Source organism: Gammaproteobacteria bacterium, assembly GCA_034522055.1.
Classification (GTDB): domain Bacteria; phylum Pseudomonadota; class Gammaproteobacteria; order JAABTG01; family JAABTG01; genus JAABTG01.
The window spans coordinates 311,054-333,435 of the sequence record JAXHLS010000006.1; the positions used below are offsets into that span (position 1 = coordinate 311,054).

The 22,382-nt window shown below is 63.1% G+C and carries 26 protein-coding genes; 22 read left to right on the forward strand and 4 right to left on the reverse strand.

Annotated elements, in window-relative coordinates:
• Positions 1–163: 163 nt before the first annotated feature.
• From U5S82_20035 to U5S82_20075, 9 genes are all read left to right on the forward strand, one after another.
• Positions 164–1,156, forward strand: a complete 993-nt coding sequence (locus U5S82_20035; protein MDZ7753867.1) for an ADP-ribosylglycohydrolase family protein — start codon at positions 164–166, stop codon at positions 1,154–1,156.
• 344 nt (positions 1,157–1,500) lie between these two features.
• A complete protein-coding gene (locus U5S82_20040) occupies positions 1,501–1,779 on the forward strand; it encodes a hypothetical protein (protein ID MDZ7753868.1) in 279 nt (92 codons plus the stop codon).
• A gap of 35 nt (positions 1,780–1,814) precedes the next feature.
• Positions 1,815–2,117 (forward strand): hypothetical protein, encoded by a 303-nt coding sequence (locus U5S82_20045; GenBank protein ID MDZ7753869.1) that lies wholly within the window; start codon positions 1,815–1,817, stop codon positions 2,115–2,117.
• 93 nt (positions 2,118–2,210) lie between these two features.
• Positions 2,211–3,383, forward strand: coding sequence for an acyl-CoA dehydrogenase family protein (locus U5S82_20050; GenBank protein ID MDZ7753870.1), 1,173 nt, complete (start codon positions 2,211–2,213; stop codon positions 3,381–3,383).
• Positions 3,384–3,388: 5 nt separating this feature from the next.
• Complete coding sequence (locus U5S82_20055; GenBank protein MDZ7753871.1) at positions 3,389–5,842, forward strand: PAS domain S-box protein; 2,454 nt, start codon at positions 3,389–3,391, stop codon at positions 5,840–5,842.
• Positions 5,835–6,476 (forward strand): response regulator transcription factor, encoded by a 642-nt coding sequence (locus U5S82_20060; protein ID MDZ7753872.1) that lies wholly within the window; start codon positions 5,835–5,837, stop codon positions 6,474–6,476. Before U5S82_20055 ends, U5S82_20060 begins: the two co-directional genes overlap by 8 nt.
• Positions 6,477–6,998: 522 nt before the next feature.
• Complete coding sequence (locus tag U5S82_20065) at positions 6,999–8,072, forward strand: fatty acid desaturase (GenBank protein MDZ7753873.1); 1,074 nt, start codon at positions 6,999–7,001, stop codon at positions 8,070–8,072.
• A 93-nt stretch (positions 8,073–8,165) separates the two neighbouring features.
• Positions 8,166–8,567, forward strand: a complete 402-nt coding sequence (locus U5S82_20070; GenBank protein MDZ7753874.1) for a group 1 truncated hemoglobin — start codon at positions 8,166–8,168, stop codon at positions 8,565–8,567.
• A 103-nt stretch (positions 8,568–8,670) separates the two neighbouring features.
• The gene (locus U5S82_20075) at positions 8,671–9,693 is read left to right on the forward strand and encodes a 2Fe-2S iron-sulfur cluster binding domain-containing protein (GenBank protein ID MDZ7753875.1); all 1,023 of its coding nucleotides are present in this window, start codon (positions 8,671–8,673) and stop codon (positions 9,691–9,693) included.
• Positions 9,694–9,827: 134 nt separating this feature from the next.
• Here the strand turns inward: U5S82_20075 and U5S82_20080 are convergent, their stop codons facing one another.
• Entirely contained in the window at positions 9,828–10,610 is a 783-nt protein-coding gene (locus tag U5S82_20080) for an MEDS domain-containing protein (protein ID MDZ7753876.1), read from the reverse strand.
• A gap of 238 nt (positions 10,611–10,848) precedes the next feature.
• Between U5S82_20080 and nrtS the strand changes: the two genes are divergently transcribed.
• The 5 genes from nrtS (at position 10,849) to moaE (ending at position 13,886) form a co-directional block, all read left to right on the forward strand.
• Positions 10,849–11,076 carry a nitrate/nitrite transporter NrtS gene (gene nrtS, locus U5S82_20085; protein ID MDZ7753877.1) on the forward strand — a complete coding sequence of 76 codons (228 nt, stop codon included), beginning with the start codon at positions 10,849–10,851 and terminating at the stop codon, positions 11,074–11,076.
• Positions 11,077–11,169: 93 nt separating this feature from the next.
• A complete protein-coding gene (locus U5S82_20090) occupies positions 11,170–12,447 on the forward strand; it encodes an alpha/beta hydrolase (GenBank protein MDZ7753878.1) in 1,278 nt (425 codons plus the stop codon).
• A 245-nt stretch (positions 12,448–12,692) separates the two neighbouring features.
• Positions 12,693–13,175: a cyclic pyranopterin monophosphate synthase MoaC gene (gene moaC / locus U5S82_20095; protein MDZ7753879.1), complete on the forward strand. Its 483-nt coding sequence runs from the start codon at positions 12,693–12,695 to the stop codon at positions 13,173–13,175.
• The gene (gene moaD, locus U5S82_20100) at positions 13,172–13,423 is read left to right on the forward strand and encodes a molybdopterin converting factor subunit 1 (protein ID MDZ7753880.1); all 252 of its coding nucleotides are present in this window, start codon (positions 13,172–13,174) and stop codon (positions 13,421–13,423) included. Before moaC ends, moaD begins: the two co-directional genes overlap by 4 nt.
• A 4-nt stretch (positions 13,424–13,427) precedes the next feature.
• Entirely contained in the window at positions 13,428–13,886 is a 459-nt protein-coding gene (moaE, locus tag U5S82_20105) for a molybdopterin synthase catalytic subunit MoaE (GenBank protein MDZ7753881.1), read from the forward strand.
• Between the two features lie 42 nt (positions 13,887–13,928).
• Here the strand turns inward: moaE and U5S82_20110 are convergent, their stop codons facing one another.
• Together U5S82_20110 and U5S82_20115 are read right to left on the reverse strand one after the other, a co-directional pair.
• Complete coding sequence (locus U5S82_20110; GenBank protein MDZ7753882.1) at positions 13,929–14,456, reverse strand: cytochrome b/b6 domain-containing protein; 528 nt, start codon at positions 14,454–14,456, stop codon at positions 13,929–13,931.
• Positions 14,457–14,597: 141 nt separating this feature from the next.
• On the reverse strand, positions 14,598–14,993 hold the full coding sequence (locus tag U5S82_20115) for a PepSY domain-containing protein (GenBank protein ID MDZ7753883.1): 396 nt from the start codon (positions 14,991–14,993) through the stop codon (positions 14,598–14,600).
• A 141-nt stretch (positions 14,994–15,134) separates the two neighbouring features.
• Between U5S82_20115 and U5S82_20120 the strand changes: the two genes are divergently transcribed.
• Together U5S82_20120 and U5S82_20125 are read left to right on the forward strand one after the other, a co-directional pair.
• Positions 15,135–15,794: a response regulator transcription factor gene (locus U5S82_20120; protein ID MDZ7753884.1), complete on the forward strand. Its 660-nt coding sequence runs from the start codon at positions 15,135–15,137 to the stop codon at positions 15,792–15,794.
• Positions 15,791–17,125, forward strand: a complete 1,335-nt coding sequence (locus U5S82_20125; GenBank protein ID MDZ7753885.1) for an ATP-binding protein — start codon at positions 15,791–15,793, stop codon at positions 17,123–17,125. The genes U5S82_20120 and U5S82_20125 overlap by 4 nt, the downstream gene beginning before the upstream one ends.
• An 85-nt stretch (positions 17,126–17,210) precedes the next feature.
• Here U5S82_20125 and U5S82_20130 read toward each other — a convergent pair whose 3' ends face one another.
• Positions 17,211–17,978 carry a DUF1326 domain-containing protein gene (locus U5S82_20130; protein MDZ7753886.1) on the reverse strand — a complete coding sequence of 256 codons (768 nt, stop codon included), beginning with the start codon at positions 17,976–17,978 and terminating at the stop codon, positions 17,211–17,213.
• A gap of 281 nt (positions 17,979–18,259) precedes the next feature.
• Between U5S82_20130 and U5S82_20135 the strand changes: the two genes are divergently transcribed.
• From U5S82_20135 to U5S82_20160, 6 genes are all read left to right on the forward strand, one after another.
• Positions 18,260–19,075 (forward strand): DUF2182 domain-containing protein, encoded by an 816-nt coding sequence (locus U5S82_20135; GenBank protein ID MDZ7753887.1) that lies wholly within the window; start codon positions 18,260–18,262, stop codon positions 19,073–19,075.
• 160 nt (positions 19,076–19,235) lie between these two features.
• Positions 19,236–19,523, forward strand: coding sequence for a DUF2282 domain-containing protein (locus U5S82_20140; GenBank protein ID MDZ7753888.1), 288 nt, complete (start codon positions 19,236–19,238; stop codon positions 19,521–19,523).
• Between the two features lie 19 nt (positions 19,524–19,542).
• A complete protein-coding gene (locus tag U5S82_20145; GenBank protein MDZ7753889.1) occupies positions 19,543–20,379 on the forward strand; it encodes a DUF692 domain-containing protein in 837 nt (278 codons plus the stop codon).
• Positions 20,372–21,163, forward strand: coding sequence for a DNA-binding domain-containing protein (locus U5S82_20150; protein ID MDZ7753890.1), 792 nt, complete (start codon positions 20,372–20,374; stop codon positions 21,161–21,163). The genes U5S82_20145 and U5S82_20150 overlap by 8 nt, the downstream gene beginning before the upstream one ends.
• On the forward strand, positions 21,144–21,644 hold the full coding sequence (locus tag U5S82_20155) for a sigma-70 family RNA polymerase sigma factor (protein MDZ7753891.1): 501 nt from the start codon (positions 21,144–21,146) through the stop codon (positions 21,642–21,644). The genes U5S82_20150 and U5S82_20155 overlap by 20 nt, the downstream gene beginning before the upstream one ends.
• A complete protein-coding gene (locus tag U5S82_20160) occupies positions 21,641–22,267 on the forward strand; it encodes a hypothetical protein (GenBank protein MDZ7753892.1) in 627 nt (208 codons plus the stop codon). The genes U5S82_20155 and U5S82_20160 overlap by 4 nt, the downstream gene beginning before the upstream one ends.
• The last annotated feature ends 115 nt before the right edge of the window (positions 22,268–22,382 follow it).

Here is a 22,382-nt window from a genome sequence, read left to right on the forward strand (position 1 = left end):
AGGCCATGGAGATCCCGTGGCAGGTGGCCGGCTCCGGGTTCTGACCCTGTCCCTTCGCCATTAGGAACCATTGCCTATCAATCCGATTTCGTCACCCGCGCGCCGCGGGGCCGCGGGAGCGTTGAGCGGGCATTCCCGGGATTTGGTCGCACAAGGAGGTCCATTGATAGAGCCACCCTCTCCCCAGCCAGGCGCCGCGAACGCCGTCCCCGACAGTCGGGCGCGCTACCGCGGCGCCTTGCTGGGCCTCGCCGCCGGGGATGCCCTGGGCACCACGCTGGAGTTCGAGCCACCGGGTACCTTCACGCCCATAACGGACATGGTGGGGGGTGGACCGTTCGGCCTCGAGGCCGGCGAGTGGACCGATGACACCGCCATGGCCCTGTGCCTGGCGGCGAGCCTGGTGGAGTGTGAGGGCTTCGATCTGGTGGACCAGATGGAGCGCTACGTGCGCTGGTATCGTAACGGCTATATGAGCGCCACCGGAAGCTGTTTCGACATCGGCCATACCGTGGCCGCAGCCCTCGCCCGTTTCGAGTCCCGCGGCAACCCCTTCGCGGGGGATCGCGCCCCCCGTTTCGGCGGCAATGGGTCCCTGATGCGTCTGGCCCCCGTGCCCCTGGCCTTCGCTCATGACCCGTACGAGGCCATCCGGCTGGCCGCTGTCATGTCCCGCACCACTCATTCGGCTGCGGAGCCCGTGAGCGCATGTCGCTACCTGGCCGGGCTCATGGTGGGGGCGCTGCGGGGCGTGCCCAAGGAGCGCTTGCTGGCCGCCCGTTACAGCCCCATGCCCGAGCTGTGGGACCATCACCCGCTGGCGCCGCGCGTGGATGCCGTGGCGGCCGGCTCTTTCAAGACCCGCCGGCCTCCGGATATTCGGGGAACGGGTTACGTGGTTCAAACCCTCGAGGCGGCGTTGTGGGCCTTCTGGACCACCGACGATTTCGCGTCCGGGGCCCTGGCGGCGGTCAACCTCGGCGAGGACGCGGATACCACCGGCGCCGTCTATGGCCAACTCGCCGGGGCCTGGTACGGCATCGACGGCATTCCACGGCCCTGGATCGACCGCATTGCCATGAAGGAACAGATCCTCGATCTGGCGGACGGGCTCCTGGCCTTGGCCACGGCTCCGGCCCTTTCCGAGGTGCCTTGACGAGCCAGCCGTCCCGGGCCCGCCCGAGGACGGGAACCCGCGAGTAAACATCGAGCAAAGCCTTTCCTGGCCGTGCTCAGTCGCGCTTGTGGGGCGTAGGTCGGCGTAATCCTCCGCGCGACCGTCACTGCCGCATACCCTGCGTCCTTCGGCGGTCGGTCTTCCCCCCGGCCGTCGTAGGGGAGCGTAGTAATACGCATGTCTATCCGTACACATTCCACTTAGCCTTCAGCCACGCGGCGGCTAGGCTAGACCCTACGTCGAGTGATGGCATCCAAGGGCCATGCTTTGCGAACTGTACGATTCGATTATTCCAACCCGTGGTCTCTGTGGAGGAGACAATAATGCTGAAATCCGCTCTTGAAAGAGATATGAAGGCGCGACCCTTCGAGAAGCCCATGAGGGAATTCGGGGAAGTGTTGAAAGACGATGAGGGGCTTTACAAACGGTTGAGCGACACCCCCAGCAAAGAGAGTTTCATGACGCTGTATCTGGATATGGCGGCCGAGCGGGGCTTCAACTTCAGCCATGACGATCTGGAGGTGGCCGTGCAAGAACAGAAACAAGGCCAGAACTGGATAATTCCCCCGAAGATCCAGCGTCTTGTCCGGGAACGTTTCTGAGCCAACCTATTTCGAGCGCAGGAGGAAGGATCATCATGAGTGATGAAATAACGACCGACGCCGGCCGCATCGTGGGTAGCTGGAACGGACAACACGTGAATGATCTGGAACAGGAGCTGCAACGTATTCGTCAACAGATCCAGACGGAAGGCACCAAGGAACGTCTGGTGGCCCGTGAAATGCCTCACCGGGATCAACTGCCCGAGGACCTCCACAACTTCAAGGCATATCACATATGGGGATGTGACGTCCAAGGCAACTGTCTGGTGGGAACGCACGCAAATCGCGTGGAACCCGTAGAAAAGGTAAGGACGTTTTCATTGATCGACCATCATTAATTAATGGTTCATGTTCCCTGGTTGAACATAACGTATGCTAAGGTCCCCTGAGTGGTGGAAACGGTATACATTTCTGACTTCAAGAGGCGAGCCCTGCATCGTCCTACGGAAGAGGATGCCAACGCGATTCTGTCTCGTGTGCAGGAAATCGCCAAGGAGATCGTAGCACCGGGCAGTGAGGAAACGGACAAGCAGGCCCGCTGGCCCGCCGAGGGGCTACGGGCATTGCAACATGCGGGGCTCGGTGGCCTGGTGGTGCCGCCCGAGTATGGTGGAAAGGGACAGGGCCTGCTGACACTGACCAAGGTATGCGAGATCCTCGGCAGGGAGTGCGCCTCCACCGCCATCTGTTTCGGCATGCATTGCGTGGGGGCATCGGTCATTGCGGCCAATGCCACCCTGGATCAACAGATCCGCTACCTGGCTCACATCTGTGAGGGCCGGCATATCACCACCCTGTCCCTGAGCGAGTCGGGTACGGGCGCTCACTTTTATTTTCCCAAGACTGCCCTGGAATATGTCGACGAAGGGCATTTTCTGTTGCGGGGCGGCAAGACCTTCGTCACCAATGGGGGCCAGGCGGACTCCTATGTGGTTTCCGCGGTGGCCGCGGATCCCGAGGCACCGGTAGGCCAGTTCTCCTGCGTGGTGGTGGATGGTGACGCCGCGGGTATCAAGTGGGGACCGCCGTGGGAAGGCCTGGGGATGCGGGGCAACTCATCGCGTTCCATGGAACTGGATGGGGTCAGGATTTCCCGCAACAACCTGCTGGGGAAGGAAGGTGACCAGATCTGGTATATCTTCAACGTGGTCACACCCTATTTCCTGGTGGCCATGGCCGGTACCTTCCTGGGGGTGGCGAGCACCGCGCTGGAGGAGGCGCGCCGGCACATGATGCGGCGCTATCATGCCCACACCGGGGGCAATCTGGCCCAGTCCACCGTGCTCCAGCACCGGCTGGCCGTCCTCTTCGGCATGGTCGAGCGCACGCGCGCCCTCGTTTATCGCTCCGCCAGCCGTTACGATGCCGGCGAACCCGATGCCCTGGTGGCTGTTATGGCGGCCAAGGCGGAGGTGGCCGATTGCGCCGTCCAACTGGTCAACGAATCCATGACTCTGATGGGGGGTATCGGATACCGAGACGGTTCGCGGCTGCATCGCCTGCTCCGAGATGCGCGGGCGGCCCATCTCATGTCGCCTACTACCGACGTGCTTCGCGTGTGGATAGGCCGGGCATTGCTGGGCCAACCCCTGTTCTCCGATTAATTGCCGTGAAATCGCTGGCCCCGGACAATCAGGAGGTGGTGGGCTGCGCAAGCATTGTCGGGGTCGATCCGCGATTGCTGGAAAAGATCGACCGCATGTTTCCCGACGACCTCGTCGTGGATTTCATGGATGATCTGGAAGAGCTGTTCCAGCAGCTGGAAAGCGGGGACATGCTGGTTGATGCCGTGGTGTTGGGCATGGGGGCCGAGGACGCCGTGCGGGCGGCCCAGCGCATCAACACCTACGACAAGCTGATCCCGGTGCTTATCCTGGCCGCGCCGGCCGTCAGCGAGGAACTCAAGCGTACCCTGCTGTTCAGTCCCTTCCTCGGCAATGAGGTGGCCGTGTGGCCCACCGACGACATGGACATCCTGCCCGCCGCCCTGCGTGATGCCGTCATTCGTCGCCGCCAACGGTTACGGTATCGCGATACCCTCTCCAATGCACAGATCCGATTGGAGAAGTTCCCCCTCCAGAAGCCCGAGGCGACCCACTACCTGGACCGGTTGCTCGATTATGCCCCCGTGGGCGTGGTGACCGTGGATCTCGAGGGTACCATCACCACCCTGAACCGCCGGGCTCAGGAACTGCTGACGAGTACGGAACGTCCGGTGCTCGGCCAGCCCTTGGGCGCCTTCTTCGCGGCGGCGGAGCGCGAGCGCCTGGTCACGCTGCAGGAACGATGCGCGGCGGATGACAAGTATCAGGGCCGTGCCGTGCTCGAGATTCATTCTCTCGCCGGTGAGGCATCGTATATCGAGGTGACCATCGCGCCGCTGGCCTATCGCACGGGGCAGCGGGGTTTCATGTTGATCCTCCAGGATGTCACTTCGCGAGTGGAGGCCGAGGAGGACATGGGCCGCCACGTTACGGTTTTGCGCAAATTTCACGGCATCATTTCCTCCGAATCCCTTTCCTTGGAGGAGAAACTGGACGAAGTATTATGCCTCGGCTGTGAGCAGTTCAGGTTACCCGTAGGCGTACTGTCGCGCATCGACGGTTCCTACCTCGATGTGTTGCGTTCCGTCGGTGGAGAGAATCGGTATCCGGCGGGCGCACGGTATCCGATAGATCAGACCTACTGCGGAAAATCCATCGTGGCGCCGGAGCCGCTGGCCATCGCCAATGCGGGGGAAGAGCCGGAATGGGCCGACCACCCGGCCCATCGTGGTGCGGGCCTCGAGGCCTATATCGGCACCGTGGTGCAGGTCGACGAGGGTGTCAATGGCACGCTGTGTTTCCTCGGCGAGAGTCCCCGCAACAGGCCATTCACCTCCGCCGACAACGAACTGTTGAAGCTCATGTCCCGCTGGGTGGCGAGCGAACTCCAGCGGGAGCGCGCAGATGCGCGCATGCGCAAGCTGTCGGGGGCGCTGGAGCAGACGGCCGATATCGTCACCATCACCGACCGTAACCGCTACATCGAGTACGTCAATCCGGCGTTCGAGCGGCTGACGGGATACGCGCAGCAGGAGGTGCTGGGGCGCAAGACCCATTTCCTGCGTTCCGGCTTCCATAACGCCGTGTTCTACAACGATTTGAACGATACCATCAATAAGGGGGAGGTGTATCGGGGTACCCTCACCAACCGGAAGAAAGACGGTACCCTCTATTACGAACAGAAGACCATCAGTCCGCTCAAGGACCGCAATGGCGAGATCACCCACTTCATATCCACCGGCCGGGATATCACCGCCCTGCTGGAAGCCGAGGAGAAGGCTCGGGCGCGGCAGGCGGAACTCACCCATGTGGCGCGTTTGAGCACCCTCGGGGAGATGACCTCCGGGTTGGCCCACGAGTTGAATCAGCCCTTGTGTGCCATAACCACCTATGCCCAGGGTTGCCTGCAGATCCTTCAGCGCGGTGACTGTGAGCCGGAGCGGGTGCGCTACGGTCTCAAGCAGGTGGTGAAACAGGCGGAACTCGCCGGGGGAATTTTCCGCCACCTGCGGGACTTCGCCCGCAAGGGCGAGATGCACCGGGAGTCGCTGCGGATGGCGGCCATCATTGAGGAGGTACTGGACTTCGTGAGCGCCGAGGCGCGACAGAAGATGATGGACACCCATGTGGATTTGCCGGCCGACCTGCCTCCCGTGTATGCCGACAGCATCCAGGTGGAGCAGGTGCTGCTCAACCTCGTGCGCAACGCCTTCGATGCCCTCGCCCATCTCGATGCAGGCGAACGGCGGATCTTCCTGGCCGCCTTTGAAGACCCGGCCGGATTCGTGACGGTGGAGTTCAGGGATACCGGTCCCGGCTGCCCGGCGGGCACGACCGAGCGCCTGTTCGACCCCTTCGTGACATCCAAGCCCGAGGGGTTGGGTATCGGCCTGAGTATCAGTCAAAGCATCATCGAGAGCCATGGCGGCAAGATGTGGCTGGCGGAGAACTCAGCCGGCGGGGCGGTGTTCCGGTTCACACTCCCCGTGGCCGTCGAGGCGGGCACTGGACATGCCTAGGAAGCCGAACGGTGGCCGCACGACCGTGCATGTAGTGGATGACAATGCGGCGGTGCGGGATGCCATCTGTTGGCTGGTAGAGCAGGTGGGCCTGATGGGCAGGCCTTATCCGTCGGGCCAGGAATTTCTGGCCCAGTGCGATGAGAACTGTCGCGGCTGTCTGGTGCTGGATATCCGGATGCCGGGTATGAGCGGGTTAGAGTTGCAGGATCGGCTGCAGGGACTGGGTGTCCATATGCCGGTCATCATCATCACGGGCCACGGTGACGTGCCCATTACCGTGCGTGCCATGAAGGCCGGTGCCTTCGAGTTTCTCCAGAAACCGTTCAACGACCAGGAATTGCTGGATTCCATCCAGGCAGGCCTGGACCGCTACGCCGCGGTATGGGATAAACAGGACGAAGAGGCGGCCCTCCGGGCCAATCTGGCGAGCCTCACGCCGCGGGAATGGGAGGTGCTGGAACACCTCGGCCTGGGCAAACCCAACAAGCTGATTGCCTATGAGATGGATCTCTCGGTCAGAACCGTGGAGGGCTATCGCGCGAAGATCATGAGCAAGCTCGGCGCCCGTACCATTGGTGAACTCATGCAGATCGTACTCGACGCCGGGCTCGATAACCGGGATAAGCACTGAAGAGAGCCCGACGGGTTCTTGGCCTTCCGGGGGCGGTAAGACGATTACCACTATCACCGAGCCCACGATAGGCCCGCAACCCATACGATTGAACGCCCCCGCCTACCGGGACCCTAACGTCGCGCCTGGCGTCGCGGCCATCAGACCCTACTGTAGATCACGCTGCCCCGATAAGTAGTTTTACGGCTGTTCGGACCTGCCCTCCAAACTTTATAAATGACTACAGGTAGGTAACCGCATCGTGTCGATGCGGGAATCACCACAGATGTTTCAATATCACTAGGAGGAGCAGTAAAAATGCGCAAGCTAATCTTCGGACATTTGGTCTATATGTATACGCCCATCGGCCTGCTGGCCTGTTTGGCCGGTGTACTCCTCGGAGGCCCCTGGGTTTGGATCGGCGCCGGCATATTTGCCGTCAACATCGTCATGGATACCGTCTCCGGTATCTTCCACACCAGCGGTGCGGCGACGGACCGCAAGGGGCGTCCCGCCGGGTGGGGGCCGCTACTGAACCTAATCATGTATCTTCAGCTGCCCGTTTTCATCTCGCTGCAGCTGGCCCTCGCATGGCGGGTGTTCCAGTATGTGAGCGGCGTGCCCGTGGAGCCTATGGTAGTTACCGGCACAGTGTTGGGTAACGAGTACAGTGTGGCCTACACCAACGGGATTACGGGGCTGGGACTGATGGGCGCGACCCTGTCGGTGGCCCTGCACCAAGGGTTGGGCATCATCTTTGGACACGAACTGTCCCATACCAAGGGCATCGGCTTCCTGATCTCCCGCTGGATCATGGCCCTGTCGGGTGCCGCCCACTTTTGTTTCGCCCACGTCTACAACCATCATCTGGAACTCGGTCGTGCGTGGCTCGGGCCAGAAGGCAACAAGATGGGTGACGATACCGATCCGGCCACCGCGCCGCGCGGTCGCAGCCTCTACAAGCACTTCATCGTCTCCTATGTGGGCCAGTCCTACTTCGGCATCATGACGGAGAAGAAGCGTCTCACCCGCCAGGGCAAGAGCTTCCTCTCGCCGTCGAACCGCTGGATTCGGGGTTACCTCATGAGCCTGCCGACGGTGGCCTTGTTCGCCGGAGCCGGTTATATGGGCGGTGGCACCGAGGGTCTACTGGTGGGCCTCGGCGTGATGCTGTACGTGTGGGTCATCTCCAACTTCGAACTCGAGGCCCTCAACTACATGGAGCATTACGGCCTCATCCGCGTGAAGGACGAGCCCATCGAGTACCGGCACTCCTGGGATAACGACAATGCCTTCACCAGCTGGGCATTCATCGAAATCGGTCGCCAGGCCGATCATCATGACCGCGGTGAAACCCACTTCTGGGAGCTGTCCAGTGTCGGTGGCGCGCCTGAAGGGGCACCCAACACGGGCATGGGCTATTACGCGGAGTTCGTGCTGGCCCTGGTGCCGCCCCTGTGGCACTACGTCATGAAGCGCAAACTGGCCATCTGGGATCGTGACTTCGCCAGCCCCGCCGAGCGCAAGATCGCGGAAGAGATAAACAGGAAGGTGGGCTATGAGGTCGATCCGAAGGAGGTGGATGGTCGTAACCTGACGGTGAGCTACGCGATGTAACTAATAGCGAGCGGAAAAAAGGAGTCTGCGGCCGTCGCTGAACGGCCTCAGACTTCCTCTACCCTGAAGAAGACGGATAACTGGAGAACAAGTATGAGCGCAACGAGTGAGGCAGTGACTCACCATCAGGCCGCAGAGTCGGCCAGCCTTTACGAACGTTTGGGCCGGCGCCCCGGCATCGAAGCCATCGTCGAGGATATATGGAATAACCACATCAAAAATCCCCTGATAAACAAACGTTATGCCGCGAGCGATCCGAACGAGGTCAAGCGCCTGGTGACGGAGATGTGTTGTGCCGGATTCGGTGGGCCGGAATCCTACACGGGCAAGGATATGATCGCCGCCCACAAGGGCATGAACATCAACGATACGGAGTTCGTTGCGGTATGCGATGATGTGCTCGCGGCCCTCGACAAGAACAACGTGGGCCAGCGGGAGCGGGATGAGGTATTGTGCATCCTGTACTCACTGAAGCCCGAAGTGGTCTATCTTTAGTCCCGAACTCATTGGTCACGCAGACGTGTCGACCGCCCCCAGAGCCCAAGGATTTCTTATGCTTTTTGGATTATTCGCCCCCAAAGGGCCATTCGATGCGAAGGTGTCCCCCAGCGGTGAAACCATCACCGTAAAGAAGGGCGAGAATCTCCTGAAGGCGGGGCTCGAGGCCGGTCTGGCATGGCCCCACGATTGTCGCGTTGGCAGCTGCGGCACCTGCCGCACGAAGTTGTTGAGCGGCAAGATCAAGGAGCTGAACGACTTCAGCTACGTGCTGGATAAGGACGAACTGGACGCCGGTATGATCCTGGCGTGCCAGACGGCCCTGCGCAGTGACGTGGAGGTGGAGGTCCAACTGGATACGGACCATGTGCAGCAACCCATCAAGGTGGTCCCCGGCGTCATCGACACGTACAAACCGCTTACCCATGACATCGTGGAGATCGGCGTGCAGCTCGACGAACCCCTGCCGCTCTACATGGCGGGACATTACGCCGACATTGCGGTACCGGGATCCATAGACAAGCCCCGCAACTACTCTTTCGCCGAAGCTCCCGACGGCGGCGAGGTCCGGCATGTCTCGTTCTTCGTGCGCCTGGTACCCGGCGGCGAGATGACCACCTGGCTGCACGAGCAGGACCGTCAGGGCCAGCGGGTGCAAGTGAGCGGGCCCTATGGGACCTTCTTCCTGCGGGAGTCCGAGGCGCCCATCGTGTGCATCGCCGGGGGCAGCGGCCTGGCACCCATCAAGGCGCTGCTGGAGCAACTGGCCGCCGAGGGGTTCAAGCGCAAGACGGTGTTCCTGTTCGGGGCGCGTACCCAGAAGGATCTGTATTGTCTGGATGAGATGAAGGCGTTCGAGGAGCAGGGCAAGGGGAACTTCGAATTCATCCCGGTGCTGTCTGAAGAGCCTGATGACAGCGACTGGCGGGGGCGGCGCGGGCTGGTCACCGAATTCGTGGCGGAGGCGGTCCCCGATGTGAAGGCGTGCCATGCCTATCTCTGCGGCCCACCCCCAATGGTGGACGCCGCCATAGCCACTTTGGGGGAGCAGGGGCTTGGCAAGGAATCCATTTTCTTCGACAAGTTCCTGGATGCGTCCCATCTGCCGGGGGGACGCCACTAGCGAAACGCCGAATCGTTCAGCGTTTTCCGGCGATCCCCCCACGGTCAGGCGCCCGCTATACCCAGGGAGAAGTTTGGTTGTATCTTTCGCGTTATTTCGCGTCTTTCGTGGTTAATAAAAGGTTTTAGGCAGTTTCAAATCCCCAGGAAACGGGACAAGGGATATTGAAAGGTATCCTCATGACACTTGAGGGCATTCAGCACCCCGCTGCCCGAGAACAGGCGGACATCGTATTGACACAGGCTCACGACGGGGAACCGGTGCGCCAGTGAACAGTTGAATCGGGTTTCGAACGCCATCAGTTCGCCAAGGTCCAGGCCCTGGTCCAGGAACCAGGCCATATCGCCGAGGACCCGCAAGGCCTGACCACCATCACGCAGGGCCATGACGAAGCTGTATTCGAAATAGTCCAGCATCTCCTGCGCGCTCCCCATACCATCGCTCACCACCAGCTGTCCGCTTCCCACGGCTCGCTCCAGGTCGGGATAGACTTCTTGCAGGTTTTCGAGGATCGCATCTCGCGTTGGTGCCGTGGCCACGAGGTAGCAGATGTCTCCGCTATGCAGACCGTCGGCCAAAAAAGGCACGCTCAGCTTGAGGCGGCCGAGTTCGCTTTCGTAGAACGTACACAGATGGCTGCCGTATTCGATGGAGATGCCTTCCAGGGTGATGTGTGCCGAGGGCAGAGGCTGGTCTGACACGCGGCCGTTCAGGGCTGCGGGGGTATCCCTGTCTTCTACGAAGGCCTGCAGATCCTCGCGGCGGAATCTTCGTTCACGGCGACGGCCTACACGCGAGCACTTGAGGCGCCCTGAGTCGGTCCAGCGCCGGAGGGAGACCTCACTGACGTTCAGCAAGGCTGCAGCCTGCTTGATATTCAATAATGGGTCGCTCGATTCCAAGGCGTTCATCTCCATGGTCTGAGTGCGAGCGAGTGCCGCCCCATCTCCACACGTGATGCAAACATCGGCCCGGAGCCATCCTCGCTGGCGTCCCGAGGCCCTTTGGTACCGACTCCGCGCTTGCTCGGAACCGCCGGTGGTGGCCGGTGAGGCCCGGCAGATTGCCATGCACAGCATGATAACTTGATCAGGATAGTTATCAATACTACGCTTTGTTCATCATTAATGCTCACAAAATGGATTTATGTCATCCATGAAGGAGTTTCTTATCATCGGTTGCCGTATTCAGATTTGCCGCCGCGCCGTGCTGGTGGCCCTGGTTGTGGGGACCCTGCTGAACCTCATCAACCATTATGACGTGGCGTTGGGCGCAGTCGTGGATATCGAGAAAGCGATGCAGATCGTCCTCACCTATCTCGTTCCGTACTTCGTGTCTACCCATGGCCAGGTCGTCGCGACGATAGGTGATCGAAACGCGTGAATCCACATGAGCCCCCGCCACCGCGTTCCCGCGGGCGGCGACAGTCAGTGGCCCGTGGACGTAAAACGATGAAAACCACCCAGGAGGATACATATGAATACCAGAATTGTAGACGGCGATTTCTATGGCGCCCTCAGCCATGCTCCCGTGAGGGCGGCCGGCAACGATGTGGACCTCAATATCTATCGCGGTGGGGGCGAGACCCAATACGGCACGTACCGATACAAGGCCCCTTTTTCCGGCCTGGTGCAGACCGGTTGGCCCGATGATCCGAAGACCGAGTGGACGGACGAATTCGATATTGCCTGGACCAAGGTCGGGGATGCGGGTCCCTTGTGTCTGTTCATCCACGGCGTACCGTGCAACCGCGGACAATGGGAGGAGGTGCAACGCTTCGTGGGCCGGTTCTGCGAGACCATCGCCATCGACATGCTGGGCATGGGTGAGAGTACCCAGCCGCGCATGTACGGGCGTAGGGACGACCAGGACAATGTCGAGCCCAACGAACGCTGGCACTGGAACAACGACGTGGATTATGTCGAGAAGCTGATGCAGCATGAGTATCCGGGGCGCAAGTTCATCCTCATCGCGGATGACTGGGGCAGCGGCATCGCCTCACATTATGCGGCCAGGCACAACGATCGGCTTGAGGCGCTGATCCAACTCGACGCCATCACCTTCGATGGTTACCCGGTCAACGAGATCCAGGCCATTGGCCGGGCCTCTCAGATCCCCAATAACCCGGAGGGCGACGCCATGTTCGCCCAGCTCTTCGGGGCCTTCGATCAGACTCTGGTGCAGATCCTCAAGACCATGGTCTGGAACCCCGCCGTCTATAACCAGTACAAGGTTCGGTTACTGACGTTTCCTTATGTCGAGGTGGACTACCATCGCAACGGCGCGGGCGACGGGTTAACAGACGTGGCCAAGTCCGTCACCCTGCGCCAGAACGTGCACAATATGCGCGTGCTTGCCGATCGGGCGGCGATCCTGAGCCCGGCCCTGCTTCTCCCCTATGATGCCGGCCGCAATCCCAACGGCGTCGATTACGGCAACATCACGGTACCGGCCCTCATCGCCTGGGGCGAGTTCGATAACATGATGCCGGCGGCTCAGACCCAGCGCTTCGCCCACGTGCTGGGTTCCGATGACGTGCAGATCGCCTATATCGCCCGTGCCGGACACTTTGCCCACACGGACCAGCCCCTGCTGGTCGCCGATACCATTCTCAATTTCGTACGCCGGGTCGCCGGACGCAGCGCGCTTGCGGATATCTACATCGGCAACGAAGGCATATGGAAGGGGGACGAACGGCAGATGATCGATGATCTTCGTGACATCTACGGGATAAAGGCCGCTCCCCTGGTGTGACCCGGGCGCCCCGGCAGGCACATCTTCGCCGGCCGTCCCCGGCGAGCCTTGTTGTAGCCGCCGGGGACGACTGGGGTACGGGCGCCACACTGCAGGGGCGTCCCCGGGGCCGGGATGACCGCCGCTTCCAGGATGGATGGGGGCCCTGAACCGCGCGACAAGCGCGGCCTGCGTAGATGTGCCCGTGGCGACCGTGGTAAAAAGGGGGCCAGCCAGTCCCACTGTCCCCGGAGACCCATGTTGCCATGAGCGAGCTATCCCACGTCGACCCCGAGGGCCGTGCCCGCATGGTGGACGTATCCGCCAAGGATGACACCGTGCGGGTGGCCACTGCCGCCGCCGCCGTGCGTATGCAACCCGCCACCCTGGCGTTGATTCTGGAAGGAGGCCACCACAAGGGCGATGTCTTCGCGGTGGCCCGCATCGCCGGGATCCAGGCGGCCAAGCAGACCTCGACCCTCATCCCCCTGTGCCATCCCCTGATGATCAACAGCGTGGAGGTGGAGTTGTCCGCCGATGTCCCGGCGGCCACCGTGCACATCCGCGCCACCTGCCGGGTCACGGGCAAGACGGGGGTGGAGATGGAGGCCCTCACCGCGGCCTCGGTGGCCGCCCTCACGGTCTATGACATGTGCAAGGCGGTGGACCGCGGCATGATCATCGAGGGCGTCCACCTGCTGGAGAAGATGGGTGGGCGCAGCGGCCACTGGCAGGCGTCGTCGTCATGAAGGTGCTGTACTTCGCCAGCCTGCGGGAGGCCGTGGGCACGGAATCCGAGGAGTTGGAGCCCGCGGCCCACGTGCGCAACGTGGGCGATCTGGTGGCGTGGCTGGCGGCGCGGGGCGAGCCCTGGAGCGGCGCCTTCGCCGCGGGCAACCGGGTGCAGTGTGCCGTCAACCAGGTGATGGCCCGCCCCGACACGCCCGTCTCCGCGGCCGATGAGGTGGCCTTCTTTCCCCGCGTGACCGGAGGCTGAGGCGGTGCAGGTACGGGTACAGACCGAAGACTTCGATCCCGGCCACGTGATCCACGACCTCGGGAACGGACGCCCGGACATGGGGGCCATCGTCACCTTCGTGGGGCTGGTGCGGGATATGAGTGGTACGGGCGCCGTCAACGCCATGACCCTGGAACACTATCCCGGCATGACGGAACAGTCCCTGGAGGCCATCGTGGCCGAGGCGGAGGCGCGTTGGGATCTGCAGGACGTCACGGTGATCCACCGGGTGGGGCGGCTGGAGCCGGCCGATCGCATCGTCATGGTGGCGGTGGCGAGCGCCCACCGCGGGGATGCCTTCGCGGCCTGCGAATTCATCATGGATTACCTCAAGACCCGCGCTCCCTTCTGGAAAAAAGAAGAGACCGCGCAGGGCGCCCGCTGGGTGGAGGCCAGGGACAGCGACGACAGCGCGGCGGCCCGCTGGGAGGACCGCGGATAAGCGGCGCCCCGCCATCGGCCCGCGGCGGATCCAACCAATCCTCTACATATTGGCCGGCGTTTTCCGGTTCCCGCCTTCCGCATAGTGTCGAATGGCGCCAATGAAATGCAGCGCCAGCAAAGCCGGGAGTAGATATATACCGATATTCACATGAAGCCATTCCATGGGCTCATGGATGATCGATAAACTCTCCAGCGGCAGACAAACGGAAAACCACCCAAAAACATTTAGGCATTCATTTTCGGTGAACAGATACATCGGGCCCGTAACCACTTGAAGCGCTATGAGAATCAATATCGCCCTGTGAGCTATATAGGCAGCCCGGCGTTCCAGCGCGCTTTTCCCTATATTCTCAGGGAAACCCTCCCACAGTCTGAATATCACGCGCCAAGCTATGAAGAGAAACACAAAGAAACCCAGAGAAATATGAACGCCCAGGACATAATCTTCGATTGTCTCTGATGGCGCCGCTGCCGTTGCATAGCCCAGCGCGAGCATCACAACGACGAGAAGTGCGGTAACCCAATGATTAATTGTGGATATTGGAGAGTAGCGGTTTTGATTTGACATGGTTTCCCCTTTGCTCGCTGGTCAAGCCTGTTGTGCGGTATTGGCACCGCCGTGTCACGGACTCAGGATAAAAGCCATGCAACGCAGCAAGCGAAGACAGCAGTTGTCGGCAGGCGCGATTGCTCCGTTGCACGTGGCGCATCACTTCATCTCGACTTCCGGGGTTGAGTCCTGTTCGCTTAGCGGATGACCCGGTGAGGCCTTGTGCTGCAGCGACGCGGGGGTCTTAGCACCTTTCAGGTAACGGGATGGGTCGGAGCCGGGGCGGAACTCCACCTCGAGTTCCCTCAAGGCGAGACTCGCCGGGTCAAGCTTCAGTTCAACCTTGTTGCGGTCGCTGTCGTGTCCCTTGATCTCGTAGCAGCCATCGTCGATCTTCAGTCGACTGACTTGAATGCCGAGCTTGGCCGCGTGCTGCACGACGGCGTCCTGCGGCTGCCATTGCGACATCGGGCTGTGGCAGTCGTCATCGGCGAAGGCTGCGTCCACTCTGAAGAACGAAACGGCAAGGATTGCGGGGGTAAGAATACGTGGCATGGGAAGACTCCTTCGTTTGCGATGGTGCCCTTTGTCGCATGCCAGACTGACGCGAAGCTGAAGCCCGCACATCTTATGCTTCAGTTTCCTGTCAGGCGGGGTCGCTCCAGGCAGGATAGGACAAAAAAGTTACAATGAACCATGCGTATTCTGCTTGTTGAGGACGATACGACCCTTGGTGCCGCCATTCGCGACCAGATCGCGGGCGATGGACAGTCGGTCGATTGGGTGACGCGGCTCGACGACGCCAGCGGTGCCCTCAGGGTCGCTGGGTTCGACTTGATCCTGCTCGATCTGATGCTGCCTGACGGGCGCGGTATCCCCTATCTGGAATCCCTGCGCGCAAAGGGCGATGTGACACCGGTCATTATTCTGACGGCGCTCGACCAGGTGTCGGAGCGCATCGCGGGGCTGAACGCGGGAGCTGACGACTATCTCGTGAAACCCTTCGATCTGGCCGAGCTGAGCGCGCGAATCGGCTCGGTCGCGCGGCGCTATACCGGTAACCCTAATCCGCGGATCAGCCATGGCGAACTCGACATCGACCTGGCCGCGCGGCGCGTAACACGCTTGGGCCGCCTCGTGACGCTGACCGCGCGGGAGTGGGCCTTGTTCGAGGCGTTGCTCGCGAGGCCAGGGCAACTCCTGTCCAAGGCCCAGCTGGAAGAGAAGCTTTACGCATTCGACGCCGAGTTCGAAAGCAATACCATCGAGGTTCATGTGAGTCGCCTGCGCAAAAAGCTGGGCCGCGAAGTGATCGTGACCGAACGGGGTCTGGGCTACCGTCTGGGTCTGGCATGAGCTGGCCGGACAGCCTTCAGAGCCGGCTTGCGCTGAGTCTCGGCCTGGCGTTGACGGTGCTGTGGCTTGCCGCGACGACGTGGACGGTGATCGATCTGCGCCACGAAATGGACGAGGTGTTCGATTCGGCCTTGCAGGAAACCGCGCAGCGCCTGCTGCCCCTTGCCGTGACTGAGATCGTCAACCGTGACCCGGCGGGCGGTGTGCAACGGCTCGCGCCGATCAGCGAGCATGAAGAGTACTTCACCTATCTGGTGCGCGATGCCGACGGCGTGATTCTGATGCAATCGCACGCCGCCGATGCGGCCATGTTTCCCGCTTGGGACGGCCCCGGCTTTCGCCACAGCGCCACGCACCGCTTCTACAACGAGGCGACGCTGCAGGATTCTATCCGCCTGACCGTGGCTGAGCCGCTGGCAAAACGGCAGGACGTGGCGCGCGAGATTGTGCTGCGTCTGGGCCTTCCCCTTTTGCTGGTGCTGCCGGTGACTTTGCTCGCGGTCGTGGGGCTGGTACGTCTGGGCCTTGCAGGGCTGCAACGCTTTCGGGTGGGTATCGCCGGGCGCGGGGCCCGCGACCTTTCTGCGGTGCCGGTGGAGGGCCTGGCCAGCGAACTGCGTCCCATCGCCGATACGGTGAACGATCTGCTTGCCCGGCTTTCGGCCGCCTTTGAGGCTGAGCGTGGCTTTGCCTCCAATGCCGCGCACGAGTTGCGCACCCCGCTGGCAGGCGCGATTGCACAGGCGCAGCGGCTACGCCACGAGACCGCCGATCCTGCTGCCGCTGAGCGTGCGCGGGTGATCGAAGCGACCCTCAAGCGCCTGGTCCGTACCGCCGAACGCCTGATGCAGCTTGCCCGCGCCGAGGGCGGACGGCTGCGCAGCGATGCGCTAATCGATCTGCGCCCCGTGCTGCGCATGGTGAGGGATGAGATCGGGCGCACCGGCGCCGCAGATCGGCTCAGGCTCGACCTGCCCGATACGCCGGTGCTCTCGGATCTCGACCCGGACGCACTGGCTATTCTCTCGCACAATCTGATGGACAACGCACTGCGTCACGGCACGGTGGAAGGACCGATCGAAATCAGCCTGGATCCGAGCGGGCGCCTGGCCGTCGCGAATGACGGGCCGCCGGTCCCGCCGGAGCAGTTGCCGCGGCTGACCGATCGATTCGCTCGCGCCGGTCAGGCTGAAGGCAGCGGCCTTGGCCTCGCCATCGTCGCTGCCATTGCCAGGCGCACAGGCGGAACATTGCAGCTGCAGTCGCCGAGATCCGGGTCCGATAGGGGGTTCGAGGCCATTGTCTGGCTCCCTGTCGCCGCGCGGCCTTAAGGGTAACGCCTTACGCGAGAGGGTACCTCCATGGGCGTCCCGGGAGGTGCCGAAGTACGGGCCGTGGCGCGCTGGTGCCCCTTAATCAAGCCGCGTGGGCGTAGACGAAGGGAGCGGCGAGGCCGACCCGGTTGTCCTGGCGCCACTCCACGTCGTAGTCCTTGTAGAATGCATTCCGGGAATAGCCTATCTCCAAGGGATGGCTGGGAGAGACCGCCAGGGGGTGATTGCTCACCATCACCTTGCCGCCGTCCTCGCCCTCCAGGGCATGGGTGAAATTCCTGCCGATCCCCGGGATCTGCAGGAAATGTTCACCGTGTTCTTCTTTGAATTCGATGGGCACGGATTTGACCCCCATGAGTTCTCCCACCAGGCTGGCCAGCACGGCCGGGTGACCACCCACCTCGCCGCCGAAGATCCGGGTGAGGGCGGTGGTTTGCGCTTCGTCGGCGCGATCATCCAGGTATAGGGCCAGGCGCCATCCGCCATCGGTGAGCATGCCCGGTGAATGCAGCCATGCGGCGATGTTGAGGCCGTCGAGGTTCACGTCGCCCATATGCCCCTGGTCCACATGCCAGCCCACGAAGGCCTCGCAGAACCCCTTAGTGGGCGGGCGCAGGAAGATGCAGGGGCACACGAGGTCACAATTGCAGGACTCGAAATAGTTGCCCTCGAGTTTCCAGACGGTGTCATTGGCCATGGTGCCTCTCTCCAATTCGGGGGTGTGGGAATCGTTTTGGGGTGTTGCCGATGCGTCGCGGGCAACGGCCCCCATGCCGGCCAGGGAGGCGGCACCCGCCACACCCGCGACACCCGCGTCTTTCAGGAATCTGCGTCTAGCGAAGTTCATCATTTTGAGTCCCCTTTGATGTGTGTGCTCGAGAAGCTGCCAATGCCCGGCGAAATATAGCGGGCCTCGTTCAGCGATCGCTCCCATCCCTGCATGCCGCTCGCCCGGGGGGCCGTGTTCCGCCAAACACCGGCTCTTGGGGTTCAGGCTATTAGCTCACGCACCCGAGGCATATACGTATAAACACCTGCATCGCCCGTAGTTATCTACAAAAACGCGGGTAACCGGCTTTGGTAGACTGACTTTTCCCCGTTTCCATACCTCGTCACCAGGCGACTTCCGTTATGACAGACGCAGCCCCGCACACCGTCTCCGCCGCAGCGCCGCCCCGGCTCACCGCTCGGGAGTACCTGGTAGTGGGCGGCGGGCTGGCGGGCATCGCCCTCGCTGGCTGGGCCTACATGGTCTACATGGCGTGGGCCATGGCCAACATGGACAAGGTGGATATGTGGATGCCCCCCATGGGGGACGTGGCGTGGAGCGCCTGGGATTTCACCATGCTGTTCGTCATGTGGGCCACCATGATGGTGGCCATGATGACCCCGTCCATCCTCCCCATGGTGTCCATGTTCGCCACCCTGAACCGCAACCGGCGGGCGCGGCAGCAATCCTATACCCCAACCTTCATCTTCGTGGCCGGCTATCTGGTGGCCTGGAGCGGGTTCAGCGTGCTGGCCACGGTGGCCCAGTGGCCCCTGCACATTGCCGGTCTGTTGAACCCCATGATGGACAGCCGCAGTTATCTCATGAGTGGCACGGTGCTGGTGGCCGCCGGCATCTACCAGTGGACACCCTTCAAGGACGCCTGCCTGACCTCCTGCCGCAGCCCCCTGGGCTTTCTCCTCACCGAGTGGCGTGACGGTACGGGCGGGGCCCTGATGATGGGGATCCGCCACGGCATCTACTGCGTCGGCTGTTGCTGGGCCCTGATGCTGGTGCTGTTCGCCGTCGGCGTCATGAACATGCTGTGGGTGCTCCTCATCACGGCCTTCGTGGTGCTGGAGAAGATCCTGCCTGCCCCTGGTGCCCTGCGTGCCGCCAGTGGCCTCGGGCTGGTGGCGTGGGGCGGCTACTGGATCGGTCTTTATTTCTCCTTGTGAAGGGCACTCGTCACGGCGCCGTCAGGGCTGAGTCCGAGCCGGCCGGGGCGCCGCGACCCGTGTCGCGGCTATCGGATGCAATCAAAGGGCCGGTGCCTTCGTCTAGAGGTAGAGGGCCCGCGAAGCGGGCCCCTACCCTCAGACAAAGGAGAGATGAAACATGAACGATCCCCATCACAAGCTCGGTACCGCCGTCGCCGGTATCTTCGCCGCCTCCGCCCTGTTCATGGCCGCCCCCGCCCACGCCGTGCCCGACGCCCCGGATACCTGGGAGAAGTGTGCCGGAGTGGCCAAGAAGGGCATGAACGACTGCGGTTCCCTGGATGGCAAGCATGCCTGCGCCGGCCAGGCCAAGGTGGACGACGATCCCAACGAGTGGGTCTACACCCCGGAGGGCACCTGCGCCAAGATCGGCGGCGAGGTGGCCATGACCAAACCGGCCAAGTAAGGTCCGGGGCGCCGCACGGATGGTCGGTGAACCTGCAGGCGCCGGCGTCGGCCTGCGGGGCTGTCACATGGCCGAGGTCCTGGACCGTGGCACCGACGTGCCGTGGTTCGAGCTGCTGGCGGATAATCACATGGCGCGCGGTGGCGTGACGGCGGCCCAGGTGGAGGCCCTGCGGGGCCGCTGGCCCCTCACCCTGCACTGCGTGGGCATGAACCTGGGCGGCGTGGACCCCCTGGACCAGGCCTATCTGGCGGGTGTCGTCCACCTCGCCCGGCGTATCGGCGCGGCCTGGATCTCCGACCATCTGTGTTTCACGGCCTGTCACGGCCGCCATTACCACGATCTCCTGCCCCTGCCCTATACGGAGCAGGCCCTGACCCACGTGGCGGCCCGGGTGCACGAGGTGCAGGAGCGTCTCGGCCAGGCGCTGGTGGTGGAGAACGTGTCGGCCTATCTGCGCTATGGTGAGTCCGCCCTCGGCGAGGCCCAGTTCCTGGCCGAGCTGGTGGCGCGCACCGGCTGTGGCATCCTGCTGGATGTGAATAATCTCTACGTCAATCATTTCAACCACGGCGACGACGTGGCCGCCTACCTCGACGCCCTGCCCCTGGCGGCGGTCAGAGAGATCCACCTCGCCGGCTATCAGCACCAGGGGGACTACCTGCTGGATGCCCACAACGGCCCCGTCGCCGCCCCCGTTTGGGCGCTGTTCGAGGAGGTGGCGGGGCTGCTGCCCCGGGTCCCGGTGCTCATCGAGTGGGACGACCGCATTCCGCCCTTCGCCGTGCTTCGGGAAGAGGCCCGGCGGGCCGAGGCCGTGATGGCACGCTGCGCCGAGACGGTCTCCCATGCCTGAGTTGGCCGTTACCCTCGAATTGTTTACCCGGGCCCTGGACGGCGACGATGAGGCGGCTGCGGCCTTCGGGCACCTGGTGGCGGAGCGTCCCCCGCTGACGGCGGCCCAACGCCTGGCCGTATATGGGGACAGCTCCAGGGCCGCCCGTATCCGCGCCCTGGAGCAGGTCTATCCCGTATGCGGCGCGGTGCTGGGGGAACGGTGCCTGCGGGCCCTGGCGCGGGACCATGTGCTGGCCTGCCCGTCCCGCCATCCGGACCTGGAGCGTTTCGGCGCAGACTTCGATGAAACCCTGGCGACCTTTCTGGAACAACGGGCGGGTCCGGCCTTCTCAGGCATGGCGTATCTGCCCGACCTGGCGCGTCTCGAGTGGCTGTGGCACCTGATTCACGATGGCGCCGACGACCCGGGTTTCGACGGCCCGGGATTCCTGCGGGCCGCCGCGGATGCCCCGGAGCGTATCGTCCTCAGGCCCTCCCACTCCCTGCGGCTGTTCGCATCGCCATGGCCGGTGCACGGCCTGTGGCGGCGTCGTGGATTGCCGTCGGAGGGCGAGCAGGACACCGTGGGGCCGGACCGCGTGGTGCTGTGGCGGCGCGGCCTCGAGCGCCATGCCGAGGCGGTGGATGACGCGACCTTCGAACTGTTGCAGCAGCTGGTGGCGGGGGCGACCCTGGAAGAACTGGCCGCCACCGCCCCGCAGGAGCTGTTAGCGCATGCTGTGGCCACGGGCTGGGTGGCCGGTTACGAGATGCGGGATCCCCATGACCGGCGCTCCTTTTGACCGCGAGGCGCTGCAAAGCGCCTATCGCTACTGCCTGGCCCTGACGGGCCACGAGGCGGCGGCCTACGATTTACTGCAGGACGGCTTGGAACGTTACCTGCGCGGCGTCGAGGCGGCGGAGAATCCCCGGGCCATGCTCTACCGCATCCTGCACAATCGCTTCATCGATACCCGGCGCACCAGCCGCGACACTCTGCATGACGACATCGATGCCCTGGACGACCATTGCCTGAGCCTCGGTTTCCACGGCCTCGATGACATGGTCATCGCCCAGCAGGAACTCGCCATCATCTGGCAGGGCCTGGCCCCGGCGGAAAGGGAATTGCTGCATCTGTGGGCGGTGGAGGGCCACACCGCCCAGGAGGTGGCCGAGCAGCTGGGGGAGCCGCGGGGCACGGTGCTGTCCCGCATCCATCGCCTGCGCCGGCGCCTCGAGGCGGAACGCGCCCACCGTTCCGGAAATCAGGGGGGCGTGGCATGAAGCCGACATCCAGGGTCGTGCCCCTAAAAGATGCCGTGCGGGAGCAGCAGTCCCGCTACCATTTGCACCCTCACCAGCTGGATCGGCTGCTGGCGATGCAGGGGAAGGGGATGGAAGCCTCCCGCCGCCGCACACCGCCCCGGGGGCTCATGTCGGCCGTCGCGGGCATGGTGTTGGCCTTCGGTCTGGGCTGGCTCGCGGTCTGGTACAGCCAGCCGCCGGCCCAGTCCATCACCGAACTCATCGCCGACGAGGTGGCACGCAACCATCTCAAGCTGAAGCCCATGGAGGTGCGGGATGACGAGCTGCCCGTCCTCAGGGAGTATTTCGATCAACTGGACTTCCGGCCCGTGGACAGCCCGCTGCTGGCCGCCAACGATATCCGTCTGCTCGGGGGGCGCTACTGCTCCCTCCAGGGCCATATCGCCGCCCAGTTGCGGTTCAGGACCGCGGACGGGGACCGCGGGACCCTCTATCAGGCGCGCTATGACCCGGAGGTGTTCGGCCCCCTGCCGCGGCGCGGCCAGGGCGAGACCCCTATCACCGTCGAGGCCCGGGGACTGGCCGTGACCATCTGGGTGGAGCAGGGGGTGGTGTTCGCCATGACGGGTGCGAGTCCCTGAAAACAGCTGTCGGGCCGGGCTAAGGCATGCCCGCCGCCTCGCATTGCGAGGTCCCGTCGTTACGGCACAGGCCGGGCCCAAGCGCGTAGCCCGTTGCATGCCTCCTGAGCGGTCC

Coding starts and splice junctions, on each gene's coding strand:
- U5S82_20040 (MDZ7753868.1), top strand. CDS start 1,501: ATGCTGAAATCCGCTCTTGAAAGAGATATGAAGGCGCGACCCTTCGAG.
- U5S82_20045 (MDZ7753869.1), top strand. CDS start 1,815: ATGAGTGATGAAATAACGACCGACGCCGGCCGCATCGTGGGTAGCTGG.
- U5S82_20060 (MDZ7753872.1), top strand. CDS start 5,835: ATGCCTAGGAAGCCGAACGGTGGCCGCACGACCGTGCATGTAGTGGAT.
- U5S82_20065 (MDZ7753873.1), top strand. CDS start 6,999: ATGTATCTTCAGCTGCCCGTTTTCATCTCGCTGCAGCTGGCCCTCGCA.
- U5S82_20070 (MDZ7753874.1), top strand. CDS start 8,166: ATGAGCGCAACGAGTGAGGCAGTGACTCACCATCAGGCCGCAGAGTCG.
- U5S82_20080 (MDZ7753876.1), bottom strand. CDS start 10,610: ATGGAGATGAACGCCTTGGAATCGAGCGACCCATTATTGAATATCAAG.
- nrtS (MDZ7753877.1), top strand. CDS start 10,849: ATGAAGGAGTTTCTTATCATCGGTTGCCGTATTCAGATTTGCCGCCGC.
- U5S82_20090 (MDZ7753878.1), top strand. CDS start 11,170: ATGAATACCAGAATTGTAGACGGCGATTTCTATGGCGCCCTCAGCCAT.
- moaC (MDZ7753879.1), top strand. CDS start 12,693: ATGAGCGAGCTATCCCACGTCGACCCCGAGGGCCGTGCCCGCATGGTG.
- moaD (MDZ7753880.1), top strand. CDS start 13,172: ATGAAGGTGCTGTACTTCGCCAGCCTGCGGGAGGCCGTGGGCACGGAA.
- U5S82_20110 (MDZ7753882.1), bottom strand. CDS start 14,456: ATGTCAAATCAAAACCGCTACTCTCCAATATCCACAATTAATCATTGG.
- U5S82_20115 (MDZ7753883.1), bottom strand. CDS start 14,993: ATGCCACGTATTCTTACCCCCGCAATCCTTGCCGTTTCGTTCTTCAGA.
- U5S82_20120 (MDZ7753884.1), top strand. CDS start 15,135: ATGCGTATTCTGCTTGTTGAGGACGATACGACCCTTGGTGCCGCCATT.
- U5S82_20125 (MDZ7753885.1), top strand. CDS start 15,791: ATGAGCTGGCCGGACAGCCTTCAGAGCCGGCTTGCGCTGAGTCTCGGC.
- U5S82_20130 (MDZ7753886.1), bottom strand. CDS start 17,978: ATGATGAACTTCGCTAGACGCAGATTCCTGAAAGACGCGGGTGTCGCG.
- U5S82_20135 (MDZ7753887.1), top strand. CDS start 18,260: ATGACAGACGCAGCCCCGCACACCGTCTCCGCCGCAGCGCCGCCCCGG.
- U5S82_20140 (MDZ7753888.1), top strand. CDS start 19,236: ATGAACGATCCCCATCACAAGCTCGGTACCGCCGTCGCCGGTATCTTC.
- U5S82_20145 (MDZ7753889.1), top strand. CDS start 19,543: ATGGTCGGTGAACCTGCAGGCGCCGGCGTCGGCCTGCGGGGCTGTCAC.
- U5S82_20150 (MDZ7753890.1), top strand. CDS start 20,372: ATGCCTGAGTTGGCCGTTACCCTCGAATTGTTTACCCGGGCCCTGGAC.
- U5S82_20155 (MDZ7753891.1), top strand. CDS start 21,144: ATGACCGGCGCTCCTTTTGACCGCGAGGCGCTGCAAAGCGCCTATCGC.
- U5S82_20160 (MDZ7753892.1), top strand. CDS start 21,641: ATGAAGCCGACATCCAGGGTCGTGCCCCTAAAAGATGCCGTGCGGGAG.